This is a genomic window from Citrobacter sp. Cu231, assembly GCF_030332265.1.
Taxonomy (GTDB): Bacteria; Pseudomonadota; Gammaproteobacteria; order Enterobacterales; family Enterobacteriaceae; genus Citrobacter; species Citrobacter meridianamericanus.
This window is the reverse complement of sequence record NZ_JAOWIE010000037.1, coordinates 141245-161952: the sequence shown is the minus strand read 5'-3', so window position 1 is coordinate 161952 and position 20708 is coordinate 141245. Positions and strand designations below refer to the sequence as shown.

Annotated in this window: 15 protein-coding genes; 8 read left to right on the top strand and 7 right to left on the bottom strand. The window is 53.3% G+C overall.

Annotated features, from left to right (window positions below):
• Nucleotides 1-222: 222 nt before the first annotated feature.
• Together OGY15_RS13915 and OGY15_RS13910 are read right to left on the bottom strand one after the other, a co-directional pair.
• Nucleotides 223-900 carry an isochorismatase family protein gene (locus OGY15_RS13915; protein WP_286539663.1) on the bottom strand — a complete coding sequence of 226 codons (678 nt, stop codon included), beginning with the start codon at nucleotides 898-900 and terminating at the stop codon, nucleotides 223-225.
• Between the two features lie 16 nt (nucleotides 901-916).
• Complete coding sequence (locus tag OGY15_RS13910; RefSeq protein ID WP_151218813.1) at nucleotides 917-1777, bottom strand: pirin family protein; 861 nt, start codon at nucleotides 1775-1777, stop codon at nucleotides 917-919.
• A 108-nt stretch (nucleotides 1778-1885) separates the two neighbouring features.
• Here OGY15_RS13910 and OGY15_RS13905 point away from each other — a divergent pair, with 108 nt between their 5' ends.
• Nucleotides 1886-2797, top strand: coding sequence for a LysR family transcriptional regulator (locus tag OGY15_RS13905; protein WP_286539659.1), 912 nt, complete (start codon nucleotides 1886-1888; stop codon nucleotides 2795-2797).
• 79 nt (nucleotides 2798-2876) lie between these two features.
• Here OGY15_RS13905 and infA read toward each other — a convergent pair whose 3' ends face one another.
• The 5 genes from infA to trxB form a co-directional block, all read right to left on the bottom strand.
• The gene (gene infA, locus OGY15_RS13900) at nucleotides 2877-3095 is read right to left on the bottom strand and encodes a translation initiation factor IF-1 (protein WP_002211347.1); all 219 of its coding nucleotides are present in this window, start codon (nucleotides 3093-3095) and stop codon (nucleotides 2877-2879) included.
• A gap of 285 nt (nucleotides 3096-3380) precedes the next feature.
• Entirely contained in the window at nucleotides 3381-4085 is a 705-nt protein-coding gene (gene aat, locus OGY15_RS13890; RefSeq protein WP_151218815.1) for a leucyl/phenylalanyl-tRNA--protein transferase, read from the bottom strand.
• Nucleotides 4086-4129: 44 nt separating this feature from the next.
• Complete coding sequence (cydC, locus tag OGY15_RS13885) at nucleotides 4130-5851, bottom strand: heme ABC transporter ATP-binding protein/permease CydC (RefSeq protein WP_286539657.1); 1722 nt, start codon at nucleotides 5849-5851, stop codon at nucleotides 4130-4132.
• Nucleotides 5852-7618, bottom strand: a complete 1767-nt coding sequence (gene cydD / locus OGY15_RS13880; RefSeq protein WP_151225122.1) for a heme ABC transporter permease/ATP-binding protein CydD — start codon at nucleotides 7616-7618, stop codon at nucleotides 5852-5854.
• 114 nt (nucleotides 7619-7732) lie between these two features.
• Nucleotides 7733-8701, bottom strand: coding sequence for a thioredoxin-disulfide reductase (gene trxB / locus OGY15_RS13875; RefSeq protein WP_151218818.1), 969 nt, complete (start codon nucleotides 8699-8701; stop codon nucleotides 7733-7735).
• A gap of 548 nt (nucleotides 8702-9249) precedes the next feature.
• Here trxB and lrp point away from each other — a divergent pair.
• From lrp to OGY15_RS13840, 7 genes are all read left to right on the top strand, one after another.
• Nucleotides 9250-9744 (top strand): leucine-responsive transcriptional regulator Lrp, encoded by a 495-nt coding sequence (gene lrp / locus OGY15_RS13870; RefSeq protein WP_002439523.1) that lies wholly within the window; start codon nucleotides 9250-9252, stop codon nucleotides 9742-9744.
• Between the two features lie 134 nt (nucleotides 9745-9878).
• On the top strand, nucleotides 9879-13937 hold the full coding sequence (gene ftsK, locus OGY15_RS13865; RefSeq protein WP_210904889.1) for a DNA translocase FtsK: 4059 nt from the start codon (nucleotides 9879-9881) through the stop codon (nucleotides 13935-13937).
• A gap of 111 nt (nucleotides 13938-14048) precedes the next feature.
• On the top strand, nucleotides 14049-14660 hold the full coding sequence (gene lolA, locus OGY15_RS13860) for an outer membrane lipoprotein periplasmic chaperone LolA (protein ID WP_003831898.1): 612 nt from the start codon (nucleotides 14049-14051) through the stop codon (nucleotides 14658-14660).
• A 10-nt stretch (nucleotides 14661-14670) separates the two neighbouring features.
• A complete protein-coding gene (gene rarA / locus OGY15_RS13855; RefSeq protein WP_187252725.1) occupies nucleotides 14671-16014 on the top strand; it encodes a replication-associated recombination protein RarA in 1344 nt (447 codons plus the stop codon).
• Nucleotides 16015-16106: 92 nt separating this feature from the next.
• Nucleotides 16107-17399 carry a serine--tRNA ligase gene (serS, locus tag OGY15_RS13850; RefSeq protein ID WP_286539650.1) on the top strand — a complete coding sequence of 431 codons (1293 nt, stop codon included), beginning with the start codon at nucleotides 16107-16109 and terminating at the stop codon, nucleotides 17397-17399.
• A 236-nt stretch (nucleotides 17400-17635) separates the two neighbouring features.
• Nucleotides 17636-20080 (top strand): dimethylsulfoxide reductase subunit A, encoded by a 2445-nt coding sequence (gene dmsA, locus OGY15_RS13845; RefSeq protein WP_187259767.1) that lies wholly within the window; start codon nucleotides 17636-17638, stop codon nucleotides 20078-20080.
• Between the two features lie 10 nt (nucleotides 20081-20090).
• A complete protein-coding gene (locus OGY15_RS13840; protein ID WP_151217916.1) occupies nucleotides 20091-20708 on the top strand; it encodes a DMSO/selenate family reductase complex B subunit in 618 nt (205 codons plus the stop codon).

Genomic DNA, 20708 nt, shown 5'->3' with positions numbered 1-20708 from the left:
GATTCGAACCCCGGATACGTTGCCGTATACACACTTTCCAGGCGTGCTCCTTCAGCCACTCGGACACCTCACCATATTGTATTGCTGCCTGACAGCTTGGGGGGCAACGGGGCGCTACTATAGGGAGTTGCGCTAAAACGGTCAAGCAGAATTTACGTGCTCACTCTCGTTTGGTTACGCAATGTACATATTCCTCCGCCCGGGCAGGCGCGGAGGATAAGATTAGCGCTTAGAGTCCAGTTTTTCGCCGTTAGTCACAACTTCCTGGGCTTTGCTGTAACTCTCTATCAGCAACTGATAAGCCGGGAAGATCTTGGTATACACTTCCGCCCATTCAGCGGCGTCTTCACGGTTCCATGTCCCCTGAATTTCAGACGCGACGGCGGCGGTATCCATCGGGACGACGCCAGTCTGAACAACACGAGCCAGGGTGATTTCCTGCGCCATTTTGCTGTAAGTACCGGAAGCGTCGATCACTGCGAAAACTTTGTAGCCTTCCACAACCGCGCTGATGGCCGGGAAAGCCATGCACACGCTGGTGATCGTACCGGCGATGATCAGCGTCTTACGACCCGTTGCTTTGACGGCTTTCACGAAGTCTTCGTTATCCCAGGCGTTGATTTCACCTTTACGCGCTACGTATTGGGCATGTGGCGCATTGGCGTGGATCTCTGGGATCAACGGACCGTTAGGCCCCTGTGGTACAGATGCCGTGGTAATCACCGGCATCTTCGCCAGCGTTGCCATTTTAGCCAGCGCGGCGGCACGCGCACGCAGTTCTGGCATGGGCATATCGCCGACGGTCTGGAACAGCCCGCTTTGATGATCAATAAGCAGCATGACGGAATCATTCACATCGATGACCGGACGTGAGCCATTAAAGTTTGCAGGACTGGACATATTCTTCTCCTTCGATTCAGATTTGGCCAAAGCGGCCTGAGTTAAAATCGCGTACGGCTTCGGCGATTTCTTGCTTCGTGTTCATTACAAATGGACCGTAACCCACAATCGGCTCGTTCAACGGTTCGCCAGACAGCAGCAGCACGCAGGCATCGCTGGTGGCTTCAATGTGTAGCGTTTTCCCCTGCTGGCTGAACACCACCAGTTGCGCTTCGCCGGCAGGCGTGGTGCCGTTCACAGTGATATTCCCTTTCAGTACCACCAGAGCGGTACTCCATCCTTCCGGTTGGGAAAACGTAAGTTGATGATTACGTTGCAGGCGCATATCCCATACATTCAGTGGTGAAAAGGTATGTGCCGGGCCTTTTGTCTCTTGATAGTTACCTGCAATCACGCGCACGCTGCCTGCGTCATCTGGCAGGGCGACTGTGGGAATAACATCGCTACTGATGCCCTGATAGCCGGGCACGGCCATTTTGTCTTTTGCCGGAAGATTGACCCACAGCTGCACCATTTCCAGTTCGCCACCCTGGCGGGTAAATTCAGGTGAGTGGAACTCTTCGTGCAATATCCCTGCACCCGCGGTCATCCACTGCACGTCGCCGGGGCCGATAATGCCGCCGCGACCGGTTGAATCACGGTGTTCAACTTCGCCGCTGTAAACGATGGTCACCGTCTCAAAACCACGGTGAGGGTGCTCGCCTACGCCGCGTTTTTCATTACCTGGCGCGAATGTATGTGGACCGGCGTAATCCAGCAGCAGGAACGGACTTAACTGTTCTGCATGAGACTGGTAAGAGAACATCGAGCGAACCGGAAATCCATCGCCCACCCAGTGCGGGCGAGGTGCGGTGTAGACGCCTGTGACTTGTTTCATATGTGTCTCCTCGGTGGCGTTGTCTTGATGTTAATAAGCTTATATTCATGACAGCGAGCTGAGTAGTCGCTAAAATAGTCCTCACTGTCTCATAAATAGGACAATAAGATGACAAAGCCGGATCTCAATGATTTTGCATGGTTTGTACATGTTGTAGAGGAAGGGGGATTCGCGGCGGCGGGTCGGGCGCTTGATGAACCGAAATCAAAACTGAGCCGACGGATAGCGCAACTGGAAGAGCGGTTGGGGGTACGACTGATTCAGCGAACCACCCGGCAGTTTAACGTGACTGAAGTTGGGCAAACCTTTTACGAACATTGTAAGGCGATGCTGGTGGAAGCGCAGGCGGCACAGGATGCCATTGCCGTGCTGCAGGTTGAACCTCGTGGGATTGTGAAGCTGACGTGCCCGGTTACGTTGCTGCATGTGCATATCGGACCAATGCTTGCCCGCTTTATGGCGCGTTATCCTGACGTATCAGTGCAACTGGAGGCCACGAACCGCCGTGTTGATGTGGTTGGAGAAGGTCTGGACGTGGCGATTCGCGTCAGGCCTCGACCATTTGAAGATAGCGATCTGGTGATGCGAGTTCTGGCGGACAGGGGGCATCGTTTGTATGCCAGTCCGCAGCTAATCGAGAAAATGGGAGCGCTACATTCTCCGGCTGAATTGACTCGCTGGCCGGGTCTGAGCCTGGCCTCCGGTAAACATGTGCATCGTTGGGAGTTATTTGGCCCGCAGGAAGCACGTGCGGAGGTACACTTCGCGCCACGAATGATCACCACCGATATGCTTGCGCTACGTGAAGCTGCTGTTGCCGGTGTAGGGGTTGTGCAACTTCCTCAGTTGATGGTAAAAGATCAATTAGCTGCAGGCGAGCTGGTGGCATTACTCGACGGCTGGGAACCGAAGCGAGAAATTATTCACGCAGTCTTTCCATCACGCAGGGGATTATTGCCGTCAGTGCGCGCATTAGTCGATTTCTTAACGGAAGAATATGCGCGGATGATTGAGGATTAAATACCTGGCCTCAGCCCACAAAAAAGGCCGGTTAAACCGACCTTTTATTATCTGGACGCCGTTCAGGCGTTAAAAACAATCAGCGACTACGGAAGACAATGCGGCCTTTGCTCAGGTCGTACGGGGTCAGCTCAACAGTCACTTTGTCGCCCGTCAGGATGCGGATATAGTTTTTACGCATTTTACCGGAGATGTGTGCAGTAACCACGTGACCGTTTTCTAACTCTACGCGGAACATGGTATTAGGTAACGTATCGAGAACGGTACCCTGCATTTCAATATTGTCTTCTTTGGCCATCTAATCCTCTGGGGTATCACTACCGTAATTTGAACCGGCAAGATAATGCCGAAGTTCTTTTAATAAGTAAAGATTTGTGCGTTTAAAACACAGCAAATCGGGTTTGGCGCATTACTCTAACCACACACGGCAAAGCCGCACTTAAAGCGCAACGTGTAAGGGAACGAGGAGATAAACGATAGGCGTGGCCTGACGCGAACTGTTCCTTAACGGCGGCGGGGTAATGGGCTAAACCAACTCTGCGCGACAATTATAACACCCCGACAAAAAATGTGCCGAAAACATTCACTTCTGAGGCGAAAATAACGTCCTGGGAACCCAGAAATGGCTCGGTAGCCGCTGCTGGCGCAGTCTGCTCAGGTGTTCAAGGTACTCCCGACGCGGCGTTTCGACGGCGCCCAGCGAGGCTGTGTGGCTATTTAATACCTGGCAGTCGATTAATTTTCCGCCCTGATTTACAAATTCAGCGCAAAAAACGAGCAGTGCTGTTTTGGACGCATTTTCCTGACGGCTGAACATCGATTCGCCACAAAACAACGTACCTTGTGCCACGCCATACATACCGCCCACTAATTCATTTTGTCGCCACACTTCGATTGAGTGCGCATGCCCCAGTTCGTGCAGGCGGTGGTATGCGTCCACCACATCATGCGTAATCCAGGTACCTTCTTCCCGGTCATTCGCACAGCCTTCAATCACCTGCCCAAACGCGTAATTGAGCGTCACGCGATAAGGCGAATTTTTATGAAAGCGCTTCATGCTGCGGCTGAGGTGAAATTTGTCGGGCCAAAGAACAGCGCGCGGATCGGGCGACCACCAAAGGATAGGGTCGCCAGGCGAAAACCACGGGAAAATACCGCGCTGGTAGGCCATCAGCAGACGGGCAGGGCAAAGGTCACCGCCAAGCGCCAACAAGCCATTAGGCTCGCGTAAAGCGCCTTCCGGTGACGGGAAGGCTATAGAATGTCGGGACAGTTGCACCAGGCGCATGACAGCGAAACTCCACTACGCGAGTTTGATCGTTCAATAATAGCTTACAGACGTTGCTTAAACTGGTAATAACGCCCCTGCCTGGCTAACAGATCTGCGTGATTACCTTGCTCAATAATTTGTCCGTTGTCCATTACTATTATTTGATCAAAACGCGACAGCCCGCGCAGTCGGTGTGTAACCATCAGGACGGTTTTATCGCGCATCACATCGCTAATTAATTCAAGCATTTGGCTCTCTGTGGTGGCATCAAGCCCTTCGGTGGGTTCATCCAGCAGCATCAGCGGAGCATCGTGCAATAAGGCGCGGGCGATAGCCAGACGACGGAGCTCGCCGCCTGAAAGTTGACGACCGCCTTCGCCCAGCCAGGCGTTAAGGCCATCACCTTCAAGCAGTTTCTCCAGCCCGACGCGGCGCAATACTGCGGACAATGCGTCGTCGCTGGCGTGTGGTGCTGCCAGCAGCAGATTGTCGCGAAGCGTCGCGCTGAACAGGTGTACGCGCTGTGGCACGACGCTGATGCTCTGGCGCAGCGCGGTTTCAGTGAGGGCTGCAATCGGCTGTTCATTAATCAGGATTTCGCCGCACTGCGGATCCCATGCGCGGGTCAGCAATTGTAGCAGCGTTGATTTACCACAGCCGGTACGACCGAGAATCGCAATGTGTTCACCGGGCGTGGCCTGCAGGGAAAGGGTATCGAGCGCTTTTTGCGCCTGTCCCGGGTAGCTGAATGATACGTCGCGTAGCGTAAGAGTCACCTGCCCGGAAATCGTCGAGCCGGTATCCGGGAAGGCGACTTCCGGCTGCTGTTCAGTCAGTTCGGTGATGCGCAGCGCAGAGGCAATAACTTGGCCGAGATGCTGAAACGCGCCGGTTACTGGTGCTAACGCTTCGAACGCAGCAAGCGCACAGAAGACAAAGAGTGCGATCAGCGCGCCGGGTTGGGTATTGCCGCCCACGCCACCGGAGGCCATCCATAGCATCATAATCACCGCCAGCGCACCGACTAACAGCATCACCGCTTGTGATAATGCCGTTAATTCAGACTGACGTCGCTGGGCTTCATGCCACTGCAACTCAGTCGCTTCCATTTGCGCGCGATAACGTTCACTGGCACCAAAAATGGTCAATTCAGCCTGGCCCTGTAGCCAGTATGTTAACTGCTGACGATATTGCCCACGCAGATGCGTCAGACTTTGTCCGGTGCTTTTGCCTGCCTGATAAAAGAGCGGTGGCAGGATAAATAAGGTCAGCAGCATAATGCCACCGAGGGTGACAGCCAGCGTGAAATCGAGAACGCTTAACCCCAGCGTAACCACCATGATGACGACAAAAGCGCCCACCAGTGGGGAGATCACGCGTAAGTACAGATGATCGAGCGTGTCGACGTCAGCCACCACGCGGTTGAGCAATTCACCCTGTCCATAACGGGACAGGCCAGCAGGGGAGAGCGGCAGTAGTTTGCTGAAGGTATAAATACGCAAATGTTGCAACACGCGGAATGTCGCATCGTGGCTGACCAGACGCTCGAAATAACGACCCGCGGTACGGGTGATCGCCGCACCGCGTACGCCTGCGGCAGGGAGCATATAGTTAAAGCTGTAAATCCCGGTGACGCCAACCACTGCCGAAGCGGACAGGAACCAACCTGAAAGCGTCAGCAAGCCAATGCTTGCCAGCAGCGTGACGATGGCCAGAACGATCCCTAACGTTAACATCCATTTGTGACGTTTATACAGCGTCAGATAAGGTAGCAAAGCGCGCATTCAGATGTCCTCCTGACGATGAGCCAGTAATGTCGCAAACGCCCCGTTGGCTGCGCCCAGTTCGGTCCAGGTACCTTGTTCAACGATCTGCCCATCCTGCATCACCCAGATAACGTTCCAGTCGGCAAGATCTTCCAACTGATGCGTCACCATCAGCGTGGTCTGGCGGCGCGATGCCGCGTTCAACGCTTGCATCACGCGTTGTTCGCTGTGTGCATCAAGGCTGGCGGCGGGTTCGTCCAGCAGCAGTAACTGACACGGATTGAGTAAGGCGCGAGCCACGGCAACGCGCTGTGCTTGTCCAACGGAAAGTCGAGCCGCCTGATCGCCCACTGGCGTATCCACACCCTGCGGCAGCAGCGGTAAAAACTCGCTGACCCAGGCGCTGTCGAGTGCAGCTTGCAGCTGTTCTTCGCTGGCATCTGGGCGAGCCAGTAGCACGTTTTCACGTAACGTGGAGGCAGGAAGCTGAGGGTTTTGCCCGACCCATGACAGTTGTTTGCGCCAGGAGTCAGGCGACAGGTCGCGCAGTTCAAAGCCGTTAATTCGCAGCGAACCTTGATAAGAGAGGAAACCGGACAGGACATTGAGCAGAGAACTTTTGCCGGAGCCGCTGCGTCCAACCAGCACCGCGCGTTGACCAGCCGCCAACGCAAAATTGAGCGGACCGGCCAGCACTTTGCCTTCCGGCGAGGTGATGACCAGATCTCGTGCTTCAATTGACACGGCGTCTTTTGTCGCCAGCTCAATATCGCCACGTTCAGGATGAGCCAACGGGGTTTCCATAAAGGTTTTCAGGCTGTCCGCAGCCCCCACCGCTTGCGCTTTAGCGTGATAAAACGTGCCCAGATCGCGCAAGGGCTGGAAAAACTCCGGAGCCAGAATGAGCGCGAGGAAGCCTGCCGCCAGCGTGACGCCCGTCCCGTAGTGGCCGAAATCAAGTTCTCCAAGGTAGGAAAAACCAAAGTAAACCGCGACAAGCGCAATAGAAAGCGAGGTAAAGAATTCAAGGACACCGGATGACAGGAACGCCAGGCGCAGCACTTCCATGGTGCGTTGGCGGAAATCTTGCGACGCAGCACGGATGCTTTCCGTTTCGGCTTCACCGCGACCAAATATTCTTAGCGTCTCCATGCCCCGCAAGCGATCGAGGAAATGACCGCTGAGGCGGGCAAGAGCCTGAAAATTGCGGCGGTTAGCATCGGCTGCGCCCATACCGACCATTGCCATGAACAATGGGATCAACGGGGCAGTTCCAAGCAGAATAAGAGCGGCCACCCAGTTTGAGGGGAATACCGCCGCCACAATTAATAAGGGGACGCACACGGCCAGCGCCATTTGCGGCAGATAACGCGCATAGTAATCATGCATATCGTCAATCTGCTCCAGGATCAACGTGGCCCAACTCCCGGCCGGTTTGCCTTTTATCCAGGCCGGACCTGCCTGTTGTAGACGGTCAAGCACCTGGCGGCGAATTTCAAAGCGAATATGCTGCCCTGCGTGAAACCCGACCCGTTCGCGTAACCAGACGACCCATGCCCGCAGGATGAAAATCAATACCAGTACGATGAAAGGAAGCAGAAGCGCTTCTCGGGGAATATTGGCCATGATCATATGGTCCAGAATTCGGGCCATGAGCCAGGCCTGAGCGACGATTAACAGTCCGCTCACGAACCCCAACAGGCGCGAAATGTTCAGCCATCGTTGGGAAATTACACTTTGCTGTTTTAACCAGCGGGTCAGCTCTTTTTGACGGGTTTTATTCATTGCACGCTTAGCAGGTGAGTTATTGGAATTTTTGGGCAGGGCAATGTTACAACGAGGCAAAAATAAAGGCGACTTATAGTCGCCTTTTTTACTTTTGTTACTGATTTGTAAAACTTATTTGTTAGCGTCCGCAAGTCCGTCGAGATAACGTTCTGCATCAAGTGCGGCCATACAGCCCGTGCCCGCAGAGGTAATCGCCTGGCGATAAATATGGTCCATCACATCACCAGCTGCGAAAACACCCGGAATGCTGGTTTGGGTGGCATTGCCGTGAATACCGGACTGAACTTTGATGTAGCCGTTTTCCAGTTCAAGCTGACCGTCGAAAATAGCGGTATTCGGGCTGTGGCCGATAGCGACAAACAGCCCGGCAACGTCCAGTGATTCCACGTTGTCAGTGTTTTGCGTATCGCGCAGGCGGAGTCCGGTTACGCCCATTTGATCGCCGGTCACTTCTTCCAGCGTACGGTGGGTGTGCAGCACGATGTTGCCGTTCTCAACTTTATCCATCAAACGTTTGATGAGAATTTTCTCCGCGCGGAAGCTGTCGCGACGGTGAATCAAATGCACTTCAGATGCGATATTCGCCAGATACAGCGCTTCTTCAACAGCAGTGTTGCCGCCGCCGATCACCGCAACTTTTTGGTTACGATAGAAGAAACCGTCGCAGGTCGCGCAGGCGGAAACGCCACGGCCTTTAAATGCTTCCTCTGAAGGCAGACCCAGGTAACGTGCTGAAGCGCCGGTGGCGATGATCAGTGCGTCACAGGTGTATTCACCACTGTCGCCGGTCAGACGGAAAGGACGGTTTTGCAGATCAACTTTGCTGATGTGATCAAAAATGATTTCAGTGTCAAATTTGGTTGCATGTTCGTGCATACGCTCCATCAGCAGTGGGCCAGTAAGATCGTGCGGATCGCCAGGCCAGTTTTCCACTTCTGTTGTTGTGGTCAACTGACCACCTTTTTCCATACCGGTAATCAGGACCGGTTGCAGGTTAGCGCGTGCAGCGTAGACCGCAGCGGTATATCCCGCAGGGCCTGAGCCCAGAATAAGAAGTTTACTGTGTTTGGTTGCGCCCATGAGATCCCCATAGTTGTTGGCAGGCAATGAGCAGGATTGTAGGGAATTTACAGACGTAAAAAAAGAGTATGGCGATTTTGTTAACAATATGTGTAATAGCAGAAACCGATGAGCGGGGGTAATTATCCGTAATACTATAACGATTTCTACTTAAAATCGGTCAGTTATAAGGTGATAAAATGACGATTTTCCATCACTGCGAATGAATAACTGGCATGTTGTACTAAAAATCGATGTTTTGCTTTGACAATCACCTGCTGTTTTGCGAAAACATTCAAGGAAGAAAAAAACTGTGTCATGTATGTGCTGCATAATCATGCATGTAGATACCATGTTTACCGTGTTAGCGAAATCTACGCATGGTGTGGACAGATGCCATTCGTGATGTCGATAGCCGCCGACAGGCAACGGTCTTCTCACCATAAACCCAGGCATTGCGAACCGAAAATCCCTCTGGGTTGCGGTTAATTTTGATGGGTAGCGACTCTGAACAGTGATGTTAGTAGAGTCAGGCAGGAGTAGGGAAGGAATACAGAGAGACAATAATAATGGTAGATAGTAAGAAGCGCCCTGGCAAAGATCTCGACCGTATTGATCGTAACATTCTTAATGAGCTGCAAAAGGATGGGCGTATTTCTAACGTCGAGCTTTCTAAACGTGTGGGACTTTCACCAACGCCCTGCCTTGAGCGTGTGCGTCGGTTGGAAAGACAGGGTTTTATTCAGGGCTATACAGCGCTGTTAAACCCGCATTATCTGGATGCATCACTTCTGGTTTTTGTTGAGATTACTCTGAATCGTGGCGCCCCGGATGTGTTTGAACAATTTAACTCTGCAGTACAAAAACTTGAAGAAATTCAAGAGTGTCATTTGGTTTCCGGTGATTTCGACTATTTGCTGAAAACACGCGTACCGGATATGTCGGCATACCGTAAGCTGTTGGGGGAAACCCTGCTGCGTCTGCCTGGCGTGAATGACACACGTACTTATGTAGTAATGGAAGAAGTCAAACAGAGCAATCGTCTGGTAATTAAGACGCGCTAACACGGAACAGGTGCAAAATCGACGTAGTTTGATTACACTCCTGTTAATCCATACAGCAACAGTGCCGGGGTAACCCGGTGCTGTTGTCCGTTTTAGCATCGGGCAGGAAAAGCCTAAAACCTGGAGAGCCGTTTTTGAGCCAGGAATACACTGAAGACAAAGACGTCACATTGACGAAGTTAAGCAGCGGGCGCCGACTTCTGGAAGCGCTACTGATCCTTATTGCCCTTTTTGCCGTCTGGTTGATGGCAGCCTTACTCAGCTTTAATCCTTCGGATCCCAGTTGGTCGCAAACGGCGTGGCATGAACCAATTCATAATCTGGGCGGAATACCCGGCGCATGGCTGGCAGACACGCTGTTCTTTATTTTTGGCATCATGGCCTACACCATTCCCGTCATCATTGTTGGCGGCTGTTGGTTTGCATGGCGACACCAGGCCAGCGACGAATACGTCGATTATTTTGCCGTTTCGCTGCGCATTATTGGCGTTTTGGCGCTGATTCTCACATCCTGCGGACTTGCCGCAATCAATGCCGATGACATCTGGTATTTCGCCTCTGGCGGCGTGATTGGCAGCTTGCTCAGTACTACCCTGCAACCATTACTGCACAGCAGCGGCGGTACGTTGACGTTATTGTGCATTTGGGCTGCTGGATTAACGCTATTTACCGGTTGGTCGTGGGTTAGCATTGCGGAAAAACTGGGCGGTTGGTTACTCAATATCCTGACGTTTGCCAGCAACCGTACCCGCCGTGACGATACCTGGGTCGATGACGAAGAATATGAAGATGAAGACGAATCTATCGACGCCGCTGATGGTAAACCTCATGAATCGCGCCGGGCTCGTATTCTTCGTGGTGCGTTAGCGCGCCGTAAGCGTCTGGCAGAGAAGTTTACCAACCCACTGGGCCGTCATACTGATGCCGCGCTGTTCTCCGGCAAACGCATGGATGATGAAGACGAAATTGAATACAGCGCCCGCGGTGTTGTGGCCGATCCTAACGATGTGCTGTTTTCCGGCAATCGCGCGACGTTGCCTGAATATGACGAACTGGACCCGCTGCTGAATGGTCATTCGGTAACAGAGCCTGTGGCCGCCGCAGCTGCAGCAACAACGGCTGCGCAGGCCTGGAGCGCGCCGGTTGATCCGCTGCTGCAAACGTCGCCAGTGACCAACCCCGTTATGGAACAAGCGGCCCCAGCTGTAGCCTGGCAATCCGCGCCAGGCGCGCAAACCGGGGATGCGGTGATTGCGCCAGCACCTGAAGGTTATCCGCAGCCAACCCAGTACGCGCAGCCACCGGTACAGCAACAGTATGAACCCTGGCAGCAGCCGGTAGTGGAGCAGAGTCCTCAGCCACAATATTATGCGCCACAGACCGCGGAACCCACATATGCGCAGCCCCTCGCGCCGCAAGCGCAGGCATTTACCGCGGAGCAAAACTGGCAGCCGGAACCTGTTTACCAACCGGAACCACTGCAGCAACCTGTCAATCAACAGGAGTCAACTTTACAACAGAACGCCGCATTCCAGCAGCCTGCTTATCAGCCGGAGCCAGTGCAGCAACCTGTTTATCATCAGGAATCAACTTTTCAACAGAGCGCTCCGTTCCAGCAGCCTGTGGTTGAACAACCGACGGTGATGGAACCTGAGCCAGTGGTTGAAGAGGTTAAACCGACTCGTCCGCCGCTTTACTATTTTGAAGAAGTTGAAGAGAAACGTGCGCGTGAGCGTGAGCAACTGGCTGCCTGGTATCAACCGATACCAGAGCCGGTTCAGGAGCCTGAACGTGTTAAGCCGTCTATGCCATCTATGCCGACGGCTACATCCATTCCGCCCGTTGAGTCTGTTGCTGCCGTTGCGCCGCTGGCCGCAGGCGTAAAAAGCGCCGCTTTGGGGGCGGGGGCCGCTGCCGCAGCGCCTGTCTTTAGCCTTGCGGGTGGCGGTGCGCCGCGTCCACAGGTGAAAGAGGGTATTGGTCCGCAGTTACCGCGTCCGAATCGTGTGCGCGTGCCTACTCGTCGGGAATTGGCGTCGTATGGCATCAAACTGCCGTCACAGCGTATGGCTGAAGAGAAAGCCCGCGAAGAGCAGCTTGATACAGATGCGTACAGTGACGATGAAATTGATGCCATGCAGCAAGATGAGCTGGCACGTCAGTTTGCCCAGTCGCAGCAGCACCGCTATGGCGAAGAATATCAGGATGATACCCATCAAACTGATGACGAAGATTCAGCTGCAGAAGCGGAACTGGCTCGCCAGTTTGCCTCTTCCCAGCAGCAACGTTATTCTGGTGAGCAGCCAGCCGGAGCGAATCCGTTTTCTCTCGATGACTTTGAATTTTCGCCAATGAAAACGCTGGTGGAAGAGGGGCCGCATGAGCCGCTGTTTACGCCTGGCGTGATGCCGGAGCCTGTGCCACAGTACCAGGAACCTGTTGCACCGCAGCAGCATTATCAGCAGCCAGCGCAGCCTGTCGCACCGCAGCAGCATTATCAGCATCCAGCGCAGCCTGTTGCACCGCAGCAGCATTATCAGCAGCCAGCGCAGCCTGTTGCACCGCAGCAGCATTATCAGCAGCCAGCGCAGCCTGTCGCACCGCAGCAGCATTATCAGCAGCCAGCGCAACCTGTTACACCGCCGCCGCAGGATAGCCTGATCCATCCGCTCCTGATGCGCAATGGCGATAGCCGTCCGGCGCACCGTCCAAACACGCCGCTGCCATCGTTAGATCTGCTCACACCGCCGCCGAGCGAAGTTGAGCCAATTGATACATTCGCGCTGGAGCAAATGGCACGTCTGGTGGAAGCGCGTCTGGCGGATTTCCGCATTAAAGCCGATGTGGTGAACTATTCCCCAGGCCCGGTGATAACCCGCTTTGAGCTTAATCTTGCTCCTGGGGTTAAAGCGGCACGTATTTCCAACCTGTCGCGCGATCTGGCGCGTTCGTTGTCTACCGCAGCGGTACGTGTTGTCGAGGTTATTCCGGGCAAACCGTATGTCGGACTGGAGTTACCGAACAAAAAACGTCAAACCGTTTATCTGCGCGAAGTGTTGGATAACACCAAATTCCGTGATAACTCATCTCCGCTGACCGTGGTGTTGGGTAAAGATATTGCGGGCGAACCGGTGGTGGCCGATCTGGCGAAAATGCCGCACCTGCTGGTGGCAGGGACAACCGGTTCCGGTAAGTCTGTTGGGGTGAACGCCATGATCCTCAGCATGCTGTACAAGGCGCAGCCGGAAGACGTTCGCTTTATCATGATTGACCCGAAAATGCTGGAACTGTCAGTTTATGAAGGCATTCCGCATCTGCTGACTGAAGTTGTGACCGACATGAAAGATGCTGCTAACGCCTTGCGCTGGAGCGTCAATGAAATGGAACGTCGCTACAAGCTGATGTCGGCGCTTGGGGTGCGTAACCTTGCTGGTTATAACGAGAAAATAGCCGAAGCAGCCCGCATGGGTCGTCCGATTCCGGACCCATACTGGAAGCCGGGCGACAGCATGGATGTTCAGCATCCAGTGCTGGAAAAACTGCCGTATATCGTTGTGTTGGTAGATGAATTCGCCGACCTGATGATGACCGTAGGTAAAAAGGTGGAAGAACTGATTGCTCGCCTGGCACAAAAAGCGCGTGCGGCAGGGATACATCTGGTACTGGCGACCCAGCGACCGTCGGTCGACGTTATCACCGGTCTGATTAAAGCGAATATTCCAACGCGTATCGCCTTTACCGTCTCCAGTAAAATTGACTCGCGTACCATTCTTGACCAGGGCGGAGCGGAATCGCTGTTAGGTATGGGGGACATGCTTTATTCCGCACCAAACTCGACGATCCCTGTGCGTGTTCACGGCGCCTTTGTTCGTGATGAAGAAGTTCACGCGGTGGTTCAGGACTGGAAGGCGCGCGGTCGTCCGCAATACGTTGACGGCATTACCTCTGACAGCGAAAGCGAAGGCGGCGGTGGCGGCTTTGATGGTGGCGAAGAGTTGGATCCGCTGTTCGATCAGGCGGTAAACTTTGTGACCCAGAAACGCAAAGCCTCAATCTCCGGCGTCCAGCGTCAGTTCCGCATCGGTTACAACCGAGCTGCGCGCATCATCGAACAAATGGAAGCGCAGGGAATTGTCAGCGAACAAGGACATAATGGTAATCGTGAAGTGCTGGCTCCGCCGCCCTTCGAATGATTGCAAAGTTAAGTAATTCAGTATTTTCTACTTTCCTCATGCTGATTTTTGGCCTGAAATGGATAGCAGAGGGATCTCCCCGTTGGGAGTGACGTATTTTGAGGAATAACGATGAAAAGAATCGCAATCACCTGTGCATTACTGTCTAGCTTTGTGGTGAGCAGCGTCTGGGCTGACGCTGCCAGCGACCTGAAAAGCCGCCTGGATAAAGTCAGTAGCTTCCATGCCAGCTTTACTCAGAAGGTCACGGACGGTAGCGGCGCAGCAGTGCAAGAAGGTCAGGGTGATTTATGGGTTAAACGTCCTAATCTGTTTAACTGGCATATGACGCAGCCTGACGAGAGTATCCTGGTTTCCGATGGGAAAACGCTGTGGTTCTTTAACCCGTTTGTTGAACAGGCGACCGCGACCTGGCTGAAAGACGCCACTGGCAATACGCCGTTCATGCTGATTGCACGTAACCAGGCCAGCGACTGGCAGCAGTACAACATTAAGCAAAACGGTGATGATTTCGTACTGACGCCTAAAACCAGTAGCGGTAACCTGAAGCAGTTTACGATCAATGTTGGGCGTGACGGGACGATCCACCAGTTTAGCGCCGTTGAACAAGACGATCAGCGCAGCAGTTATCAGCTGAAATCTCAGCAGAATGGTGCGATCGAACCTTCCAAATTCACCTTTACCCCGCCGCAAGGTGTAACGGTTGACGATCAACGTAAGTAGAGGCGTGTGAGTGAGCAATCTGTCGCTCGACTTTTCTGATAATACTTTTCAGCCACTGGCCGCGCGCATGCGGCCAGAAAATTTAGCGCAGTATATCGGACAGCAGCATCTGCTGGCTGCGGGTAAGCCTTTGCCACGCGCTATCGAGGCAGGGCATCTGCACTCCATGATTTTATGGGGACCACCGGGAACGGGCAAAACCACCCTTGCCGAAGTTATTGCCCGTTACGCCAACGCTGATGTTGAACGCATTTCGGCGGTTACGTCTGGTGTGAAAGAAATTCGTGAAGCGATTGAGCGTGCGCGGCAGAACCGTAACGCTGGTCGGCGTACGATCCTGTTTGTGGACGAAGTTCACCGTTTTAATAAAAGCCAACAGGATGCATTTTTACCGCATATTGAAGACGGAACCATCACGTTTATTGGCGCGACAACAGAAAACCCCTCGTTTGAGCTGAACTCAGCGCTGCTATCACGTGCACGCGTTTACTTACTGAAATCGTTAACCACCGACGATATTGAACTGGTACTGGACCAGGCGATGTCAGACAAAGCGCGGGGCTACGGCGGACAGGATATCGTACTCCCGCCTGAGACGCGTCGGGCGATTGCCGAACTGGTTAATGGTGACGCGCGCCGGGCGCTGAATACGCTGGAAATGATGGCCGATATGGCCGAAGTTGATGATTCCGGCAAGCGCATATTGAAAGCAGAATTGCTCACTGAAATTGCCGGTGAACGCAGCGCGCGTTTCGATAATAAAGGCGATCGTTTTTACGATCTCATCTCCGCATTACACAAGTCGGTACGCGGGAGTGCACCGGATGCGGCGCTTTATTGGTATGCACGTATTATCACCGCTGGTGGTGATCCGCTGTACGTTGCCCGCCGCTGTCTGGCGATTGCCTCTGAAGATGTTGGTAATGCCGATCCTCGCGCTATGCAAGTGGCGATTTCTGCATGGGATTGCTTTACTCGCGTGGGGCCAGCTGAAGGCGAACGCGCGATTGCTCAGGCGATTGTTTATCTGGCCTGTGCGCCGAAGAGTAATGCAGTTTACACCGCCTTTAAAGCCGCACTTGCTGATGCCCGTGAACGTCCGGATTACGACGTGCCGGTCCACCTGCGTAATGCGCCGACTAAGCTGATGAAAGAGATGGGCTACGGTCAGGAATATCGTTACGCCCATGATGAGCCAAATGCATATGCGGCCGGAGAAGAGTACTTCCCTCAGGAATTGGCACAAACGCGCTATTATCATCCCACAAACAGAGGTCTTGAAGGCAAGATTGGCGAAAAGCTCGCCTGGCTCGCCGGACAGGATCAAAATAGCCCTATAAAACGCTACCGTTAGTGTTATCGTTGCGGTAATGTTGTCTCTGTATCCCTGTGACCGCAGGCTGTGGTCACTTTCTCCTATTTTAATTCGATAAGCACAGGATAAGCATGCTCGATCCCAATCTGCTGCGTAATGAGCCAGACGCAGTCGCAGAAAAACTGGCAAGCCGGGGCTTTAAGCTGGATGTAGATAAGCTGCGCGCTCTTGAAGAGCGTCGTAAAGTTCTGCAGGTACAAACTGAAAACCTGCAGGCAGAGCGTAACTCTCGATCGAAATCCATCGGCCAGGCAAAAGCGCGCGGGGAAGATATCGAGTCTTTACGTCTGGAAGTGAACAAACTGGGCGAAGAGCTGGATGCCGCGAAAGCTGAACTTGATACCTTACAGGCTGAGATCCGCGATATTGCGCTGACTATTCCTAACCTGCCAGCAGACGAAGTTCCGGTGGGTAAAGATGAAAATGATAACGTCGAAGTCAGCCGCTGGGGTACACCGCGCGAGTTCGATTTCGAGGTGCGCGATCACGTTACCCTGGGTGAAATGCACACGGGTCTTGATTTCGCTGCGGCGGTTAAGCTGACCGGCTCTCGTTTCGTTGTTATGAAAGGCCAGATTGCGCGTATGCACCGTGCGCTGTCCCAGTTCATGCTTGATCTGCACACTGAGCAGCATGGTTACAGCGAAAACTATGTCCCGTATCTGGTTAACCATGACACCCTGAACGGCACAGGCCAACTGCCGAAATTTGCTGGCGACTTGTTCCACACGCGTCCGTTGGATGAAGAAGCTGACAGCAGCAACTATGCGCTGATCCCAACGGCAGAAGTGCCGCTGACAAACCTGGTACGTGACGAAATCATCGACGAAGATGCGCTGCCGATCAAAATGACTGCGCATACGCCGTGCTTCCGTTCTGAAGCAGGTTCTTACGGCCGTGACACTCGTGGTCTGATCCGTATGCACCAGTTCGATAAAGTTGAGATGGTGCAGATTGTTCGTCCAGAAGATTCGATGGATGCGCTGGAAGAGATGACCGGTCATGCTGAGAAGGTCCTGCAACTGCTGGGTCTGCCGTATCGCAAGATCATCCTGTGCACTGGCGACATGGGCTTCGGCGCATGCAAAACCTACGATCTGGAAGTATGGATCCCGGCACAGAATACCTATCGCGAAATCTCTTCTTGCTCCAACGTGTGGGATTTCCAGGCTCGTCGCATGCAGGCGCGTTGTCGCAGCAAATCCGACAAAAAGACCCGTTTAGTGCATACGCTGAATGGTTCTGGTCTGGCGGTAGGACGTACGCTGGTTGCGGTAATGGAAAACTATCAGCAGGCTGATGGCCGCATTCAGGTTCCGGAAGTATTGCGTCCGTACATGAATGGCCTGGAATTCATCGGTTAAGCTACTTTTCTCTGCTAAAAAAGCGCCTCAGGGCGCTTTTTTTACACCTGTTTGACGCTGGACAATAACACCTACTCATTCAGGAGTAATACTGCCTTCGAACGAAGGTTGGTATTTATCACTGCCTTTCTGCAAATTCATTACCTACCTGTCTGTATATCGATAGTAACGTTATATAAAAATCTATACAACGAATATTTGCCTTTTGTTTATTGTGAGCAGCAGAGTGAGCCACTATGAAAACTAAGATCCCCGATGCCGTACTGGCAGCTGAGGTTAGTCGCCGCGGTCTGGTGAAAACGACGGCGATAGGCGGGCTGGCGGTGGCCAGTAGCGCGTTTACCCTGCCATTTACCCGTATTGCAAATGCCGCAGAGGCCCTTAATCCAAAACAGATTAATGAGAAAGTGATCTGGAGCGCGTGTACGGTGAACTGTGGTAGCCGCTGCCCGCTGCGTATGCATGTGGTAGACGGTGAAATAAAGTATGTCGAAACCGACAACACCGGTGATGACAACTATGATGGTCTGCACCAGGTACGCGCCTGTCTGCGTGGGCGCTCCATGCGTCGTCGCGTCTATAATCCTGATCGTCTGAAATATCCGATGAAACGCGTCGGTAAGCGCGGTGAAGGTAAGTTTGAGCGTATCAGCTGGGATGAAGCCTACGAAATCATTGCCAGTAATATGCAGCGTCTTATTAAAGACTACGGCAACGAGTCTATCTATCTGAACTACGGTACCGGTACGCTGGGGGGCACCATGACGCGCTCCTGGCCGCCGGGCAAAACGCTGGTGGCACGGTTGATGAACTGCTGCGGCGGTTACCTGAACCACTACGGGGATTACTCTTCTGCGCAGATCGCTGCCGGGTTGAACTATACCTATGGCGGTTGGGCAGACGGCAACAGCCCGTCCGACATTGAAAACAGCAAGCTGGTGGTCCTGTTTGGTAATAACCCTGGTGAAACGCGTATGAGCGGGGGCGGGGTAACCTATTACCTTGAACAGGCGCGACAGAAATCCAATGCTCGTATGATTATTATCGATCCCCGCTACACGGATACCGGCGCGGGTCGAGAAGATGAATGGATCCCGATCCGTCCAGGCACCGATGCGGCGCTGGTTAATGGTCTGGCGTATGTCCTGATCACCGAAAACATGGTTGATCAACCGTTCCTCGACAAATACTGCGTGGGTTACGACGAGAAAACCTTACCGGCCGACGCGCCTAAGAACGGTCACTATAAGGCATATATTCTTGGGCAGGGCAAAGATGGTATTGCCAAGACGCCTGAGTGGGCGGCGCAGATTACTGGCATTCCCGCTGAACGTATTGTCAAACTGGCTCGTGAAATTGGTAGCGCAAAACCGGCATACATTAGTCAGGGGTGGGGGCCGCAGCGTCACGCCAATGGTGAAATAGCGACTCGCGCTATTTCTATGCTGGCTATCCTGACCGGTAACGTTGGCATCAACGGCGGCAATAGCGGGGCACGTGAAGGCTCATACAGTTTGCCGTTTGAGCGTATGCCTACGTTGGAAAACCCTGTAGAAACCAGCATCTCGATGTTTATGTGGACGGACGCGATTGAGCGAGGCCCGGAGATGACGGCCCTGCGTGACGGTGTGCGCGGCAAAGACAAGCTTGATGTTCCCATTAAGATGATCTGGAACTATGCTGGTAACTGTTTAATTAACCAGCACTCTGACATCAACCGTACGCATGAAATCCTGCAGGATGAGAAGAAGTGCGAGATGATCGTCGTCATCGACTGTCATATGACTTCCTCGGCTAAATATGCGGATATTTTGCTACCGGATTGCACTGCCTCCGAACAGATGGACTTCGCGCTGGATGCCTCATGCGGGAATATGTCCTATGTGATTTTCACCGACCAGGCAATCAAACCACGCTTCGAATGTAAGACTATCTACCAGATGACCAGCGAACTGGCGAAACGCCTTGGCGTTGAGCAGCAGTTTACAGAAGGCCGAACTCAGGAAGAGTGGATGCGTCATCTCTACGAGCAGTCACGCAAAGCGATTCCTGAACTGCCAACGTTTGAAGAATTCCGTAAGCAAGGGATCTTTAAACAGCGCGACCCACAAGGGCATCACGTCGCGTACAAAGCGTTCCGTGAAGATCCTAACGCTAATCCGTTGACCACCCCGTCAGGTAAGATCGAAATTTATTCGCAACAGCTTGCCGAAATTGCGGCAACCTGGGAACTGCCGGAAGGTGATGTGATCGATCCGTTGCCGATTTATACCCCTGGATTTGAAAGCCTGAACGATCCGTTGGTGGAGAAATTCCCTCTGCAACTGACCGGCTTCCATTACAAGTCTCGTGTCCATTCGACCTATGGCAACGTGGATGTTCTAAAAGCATCCTGCCGTCAGGAAATGTGGATCAACCCTATGGATGCGCAGCGACGCGGCATTAACAACGGCGACAAGGTGCGTATCTTTAACGATCGTGGTGAAGTGCATATCGAGGCGAAAGTGACGCCGCGTATGATGCCTGGTGTGGTGGCATTAGGCGAAGGCGCCTGGTATGACCCGGATGCAAAACGCGTGGATCAGGGCGGTTGCATTAACGTCCTGACAACTCAGCGTCCGTCTCCTCTCGCGAAGGGGAACCCGTCACACACGAACCTTGTTCAGGTTGAAAAGGCGTAAGGAGTAACCGATGACAACCCAGTATGGATTTTTTATTGATTCCAGCCGTTGCACCGGTTGCAAAACCTGCGAACTGGCCTGCAAAGATTTCAAAAATTTAACCCCGGAGGTCAGCTTCCGCCGCATTTATGAGTATGCAGGCGGTGACTGGCAGGAGGACAACGGCGTCTGGCATCAGAATGTCTTTGCCTATTACCTCTCCATTGCCTGTAACCACTGTGAGGATCCGGCCTGTACCAAGGTATGTCCGAGCGGCGCGATGCACAAACGTGAAGATGGTTTTGTCGTTGTCGATGAAGACGTGTGCATTGGCTGTCGGTATTGCCACATGGCCTGTCCTTACGGTGCGCCGCAGTACAATGCTGAAAAAGGGCATATGACAAAATGTGACGGCTGCCATGAGCGTGTCGCTGAAGGCAAGAAACCTATCTGTGTCGAATCCTGCCCGTTGCGTGCGCTGGATTTTGGCCCGATTGAAGAGCTGCGCAAAAAGCATGGTTCCCTGGCTGCGGTTGCGCCACTGCCGGGTGCGCACTTTACCAAACCAAGTATTGTCATCAAACCTAACGCCAATAGCCGCCCGACCGGGGATACCACAGGTTATCTGGCTAATCCGAAGGAGGTGTAA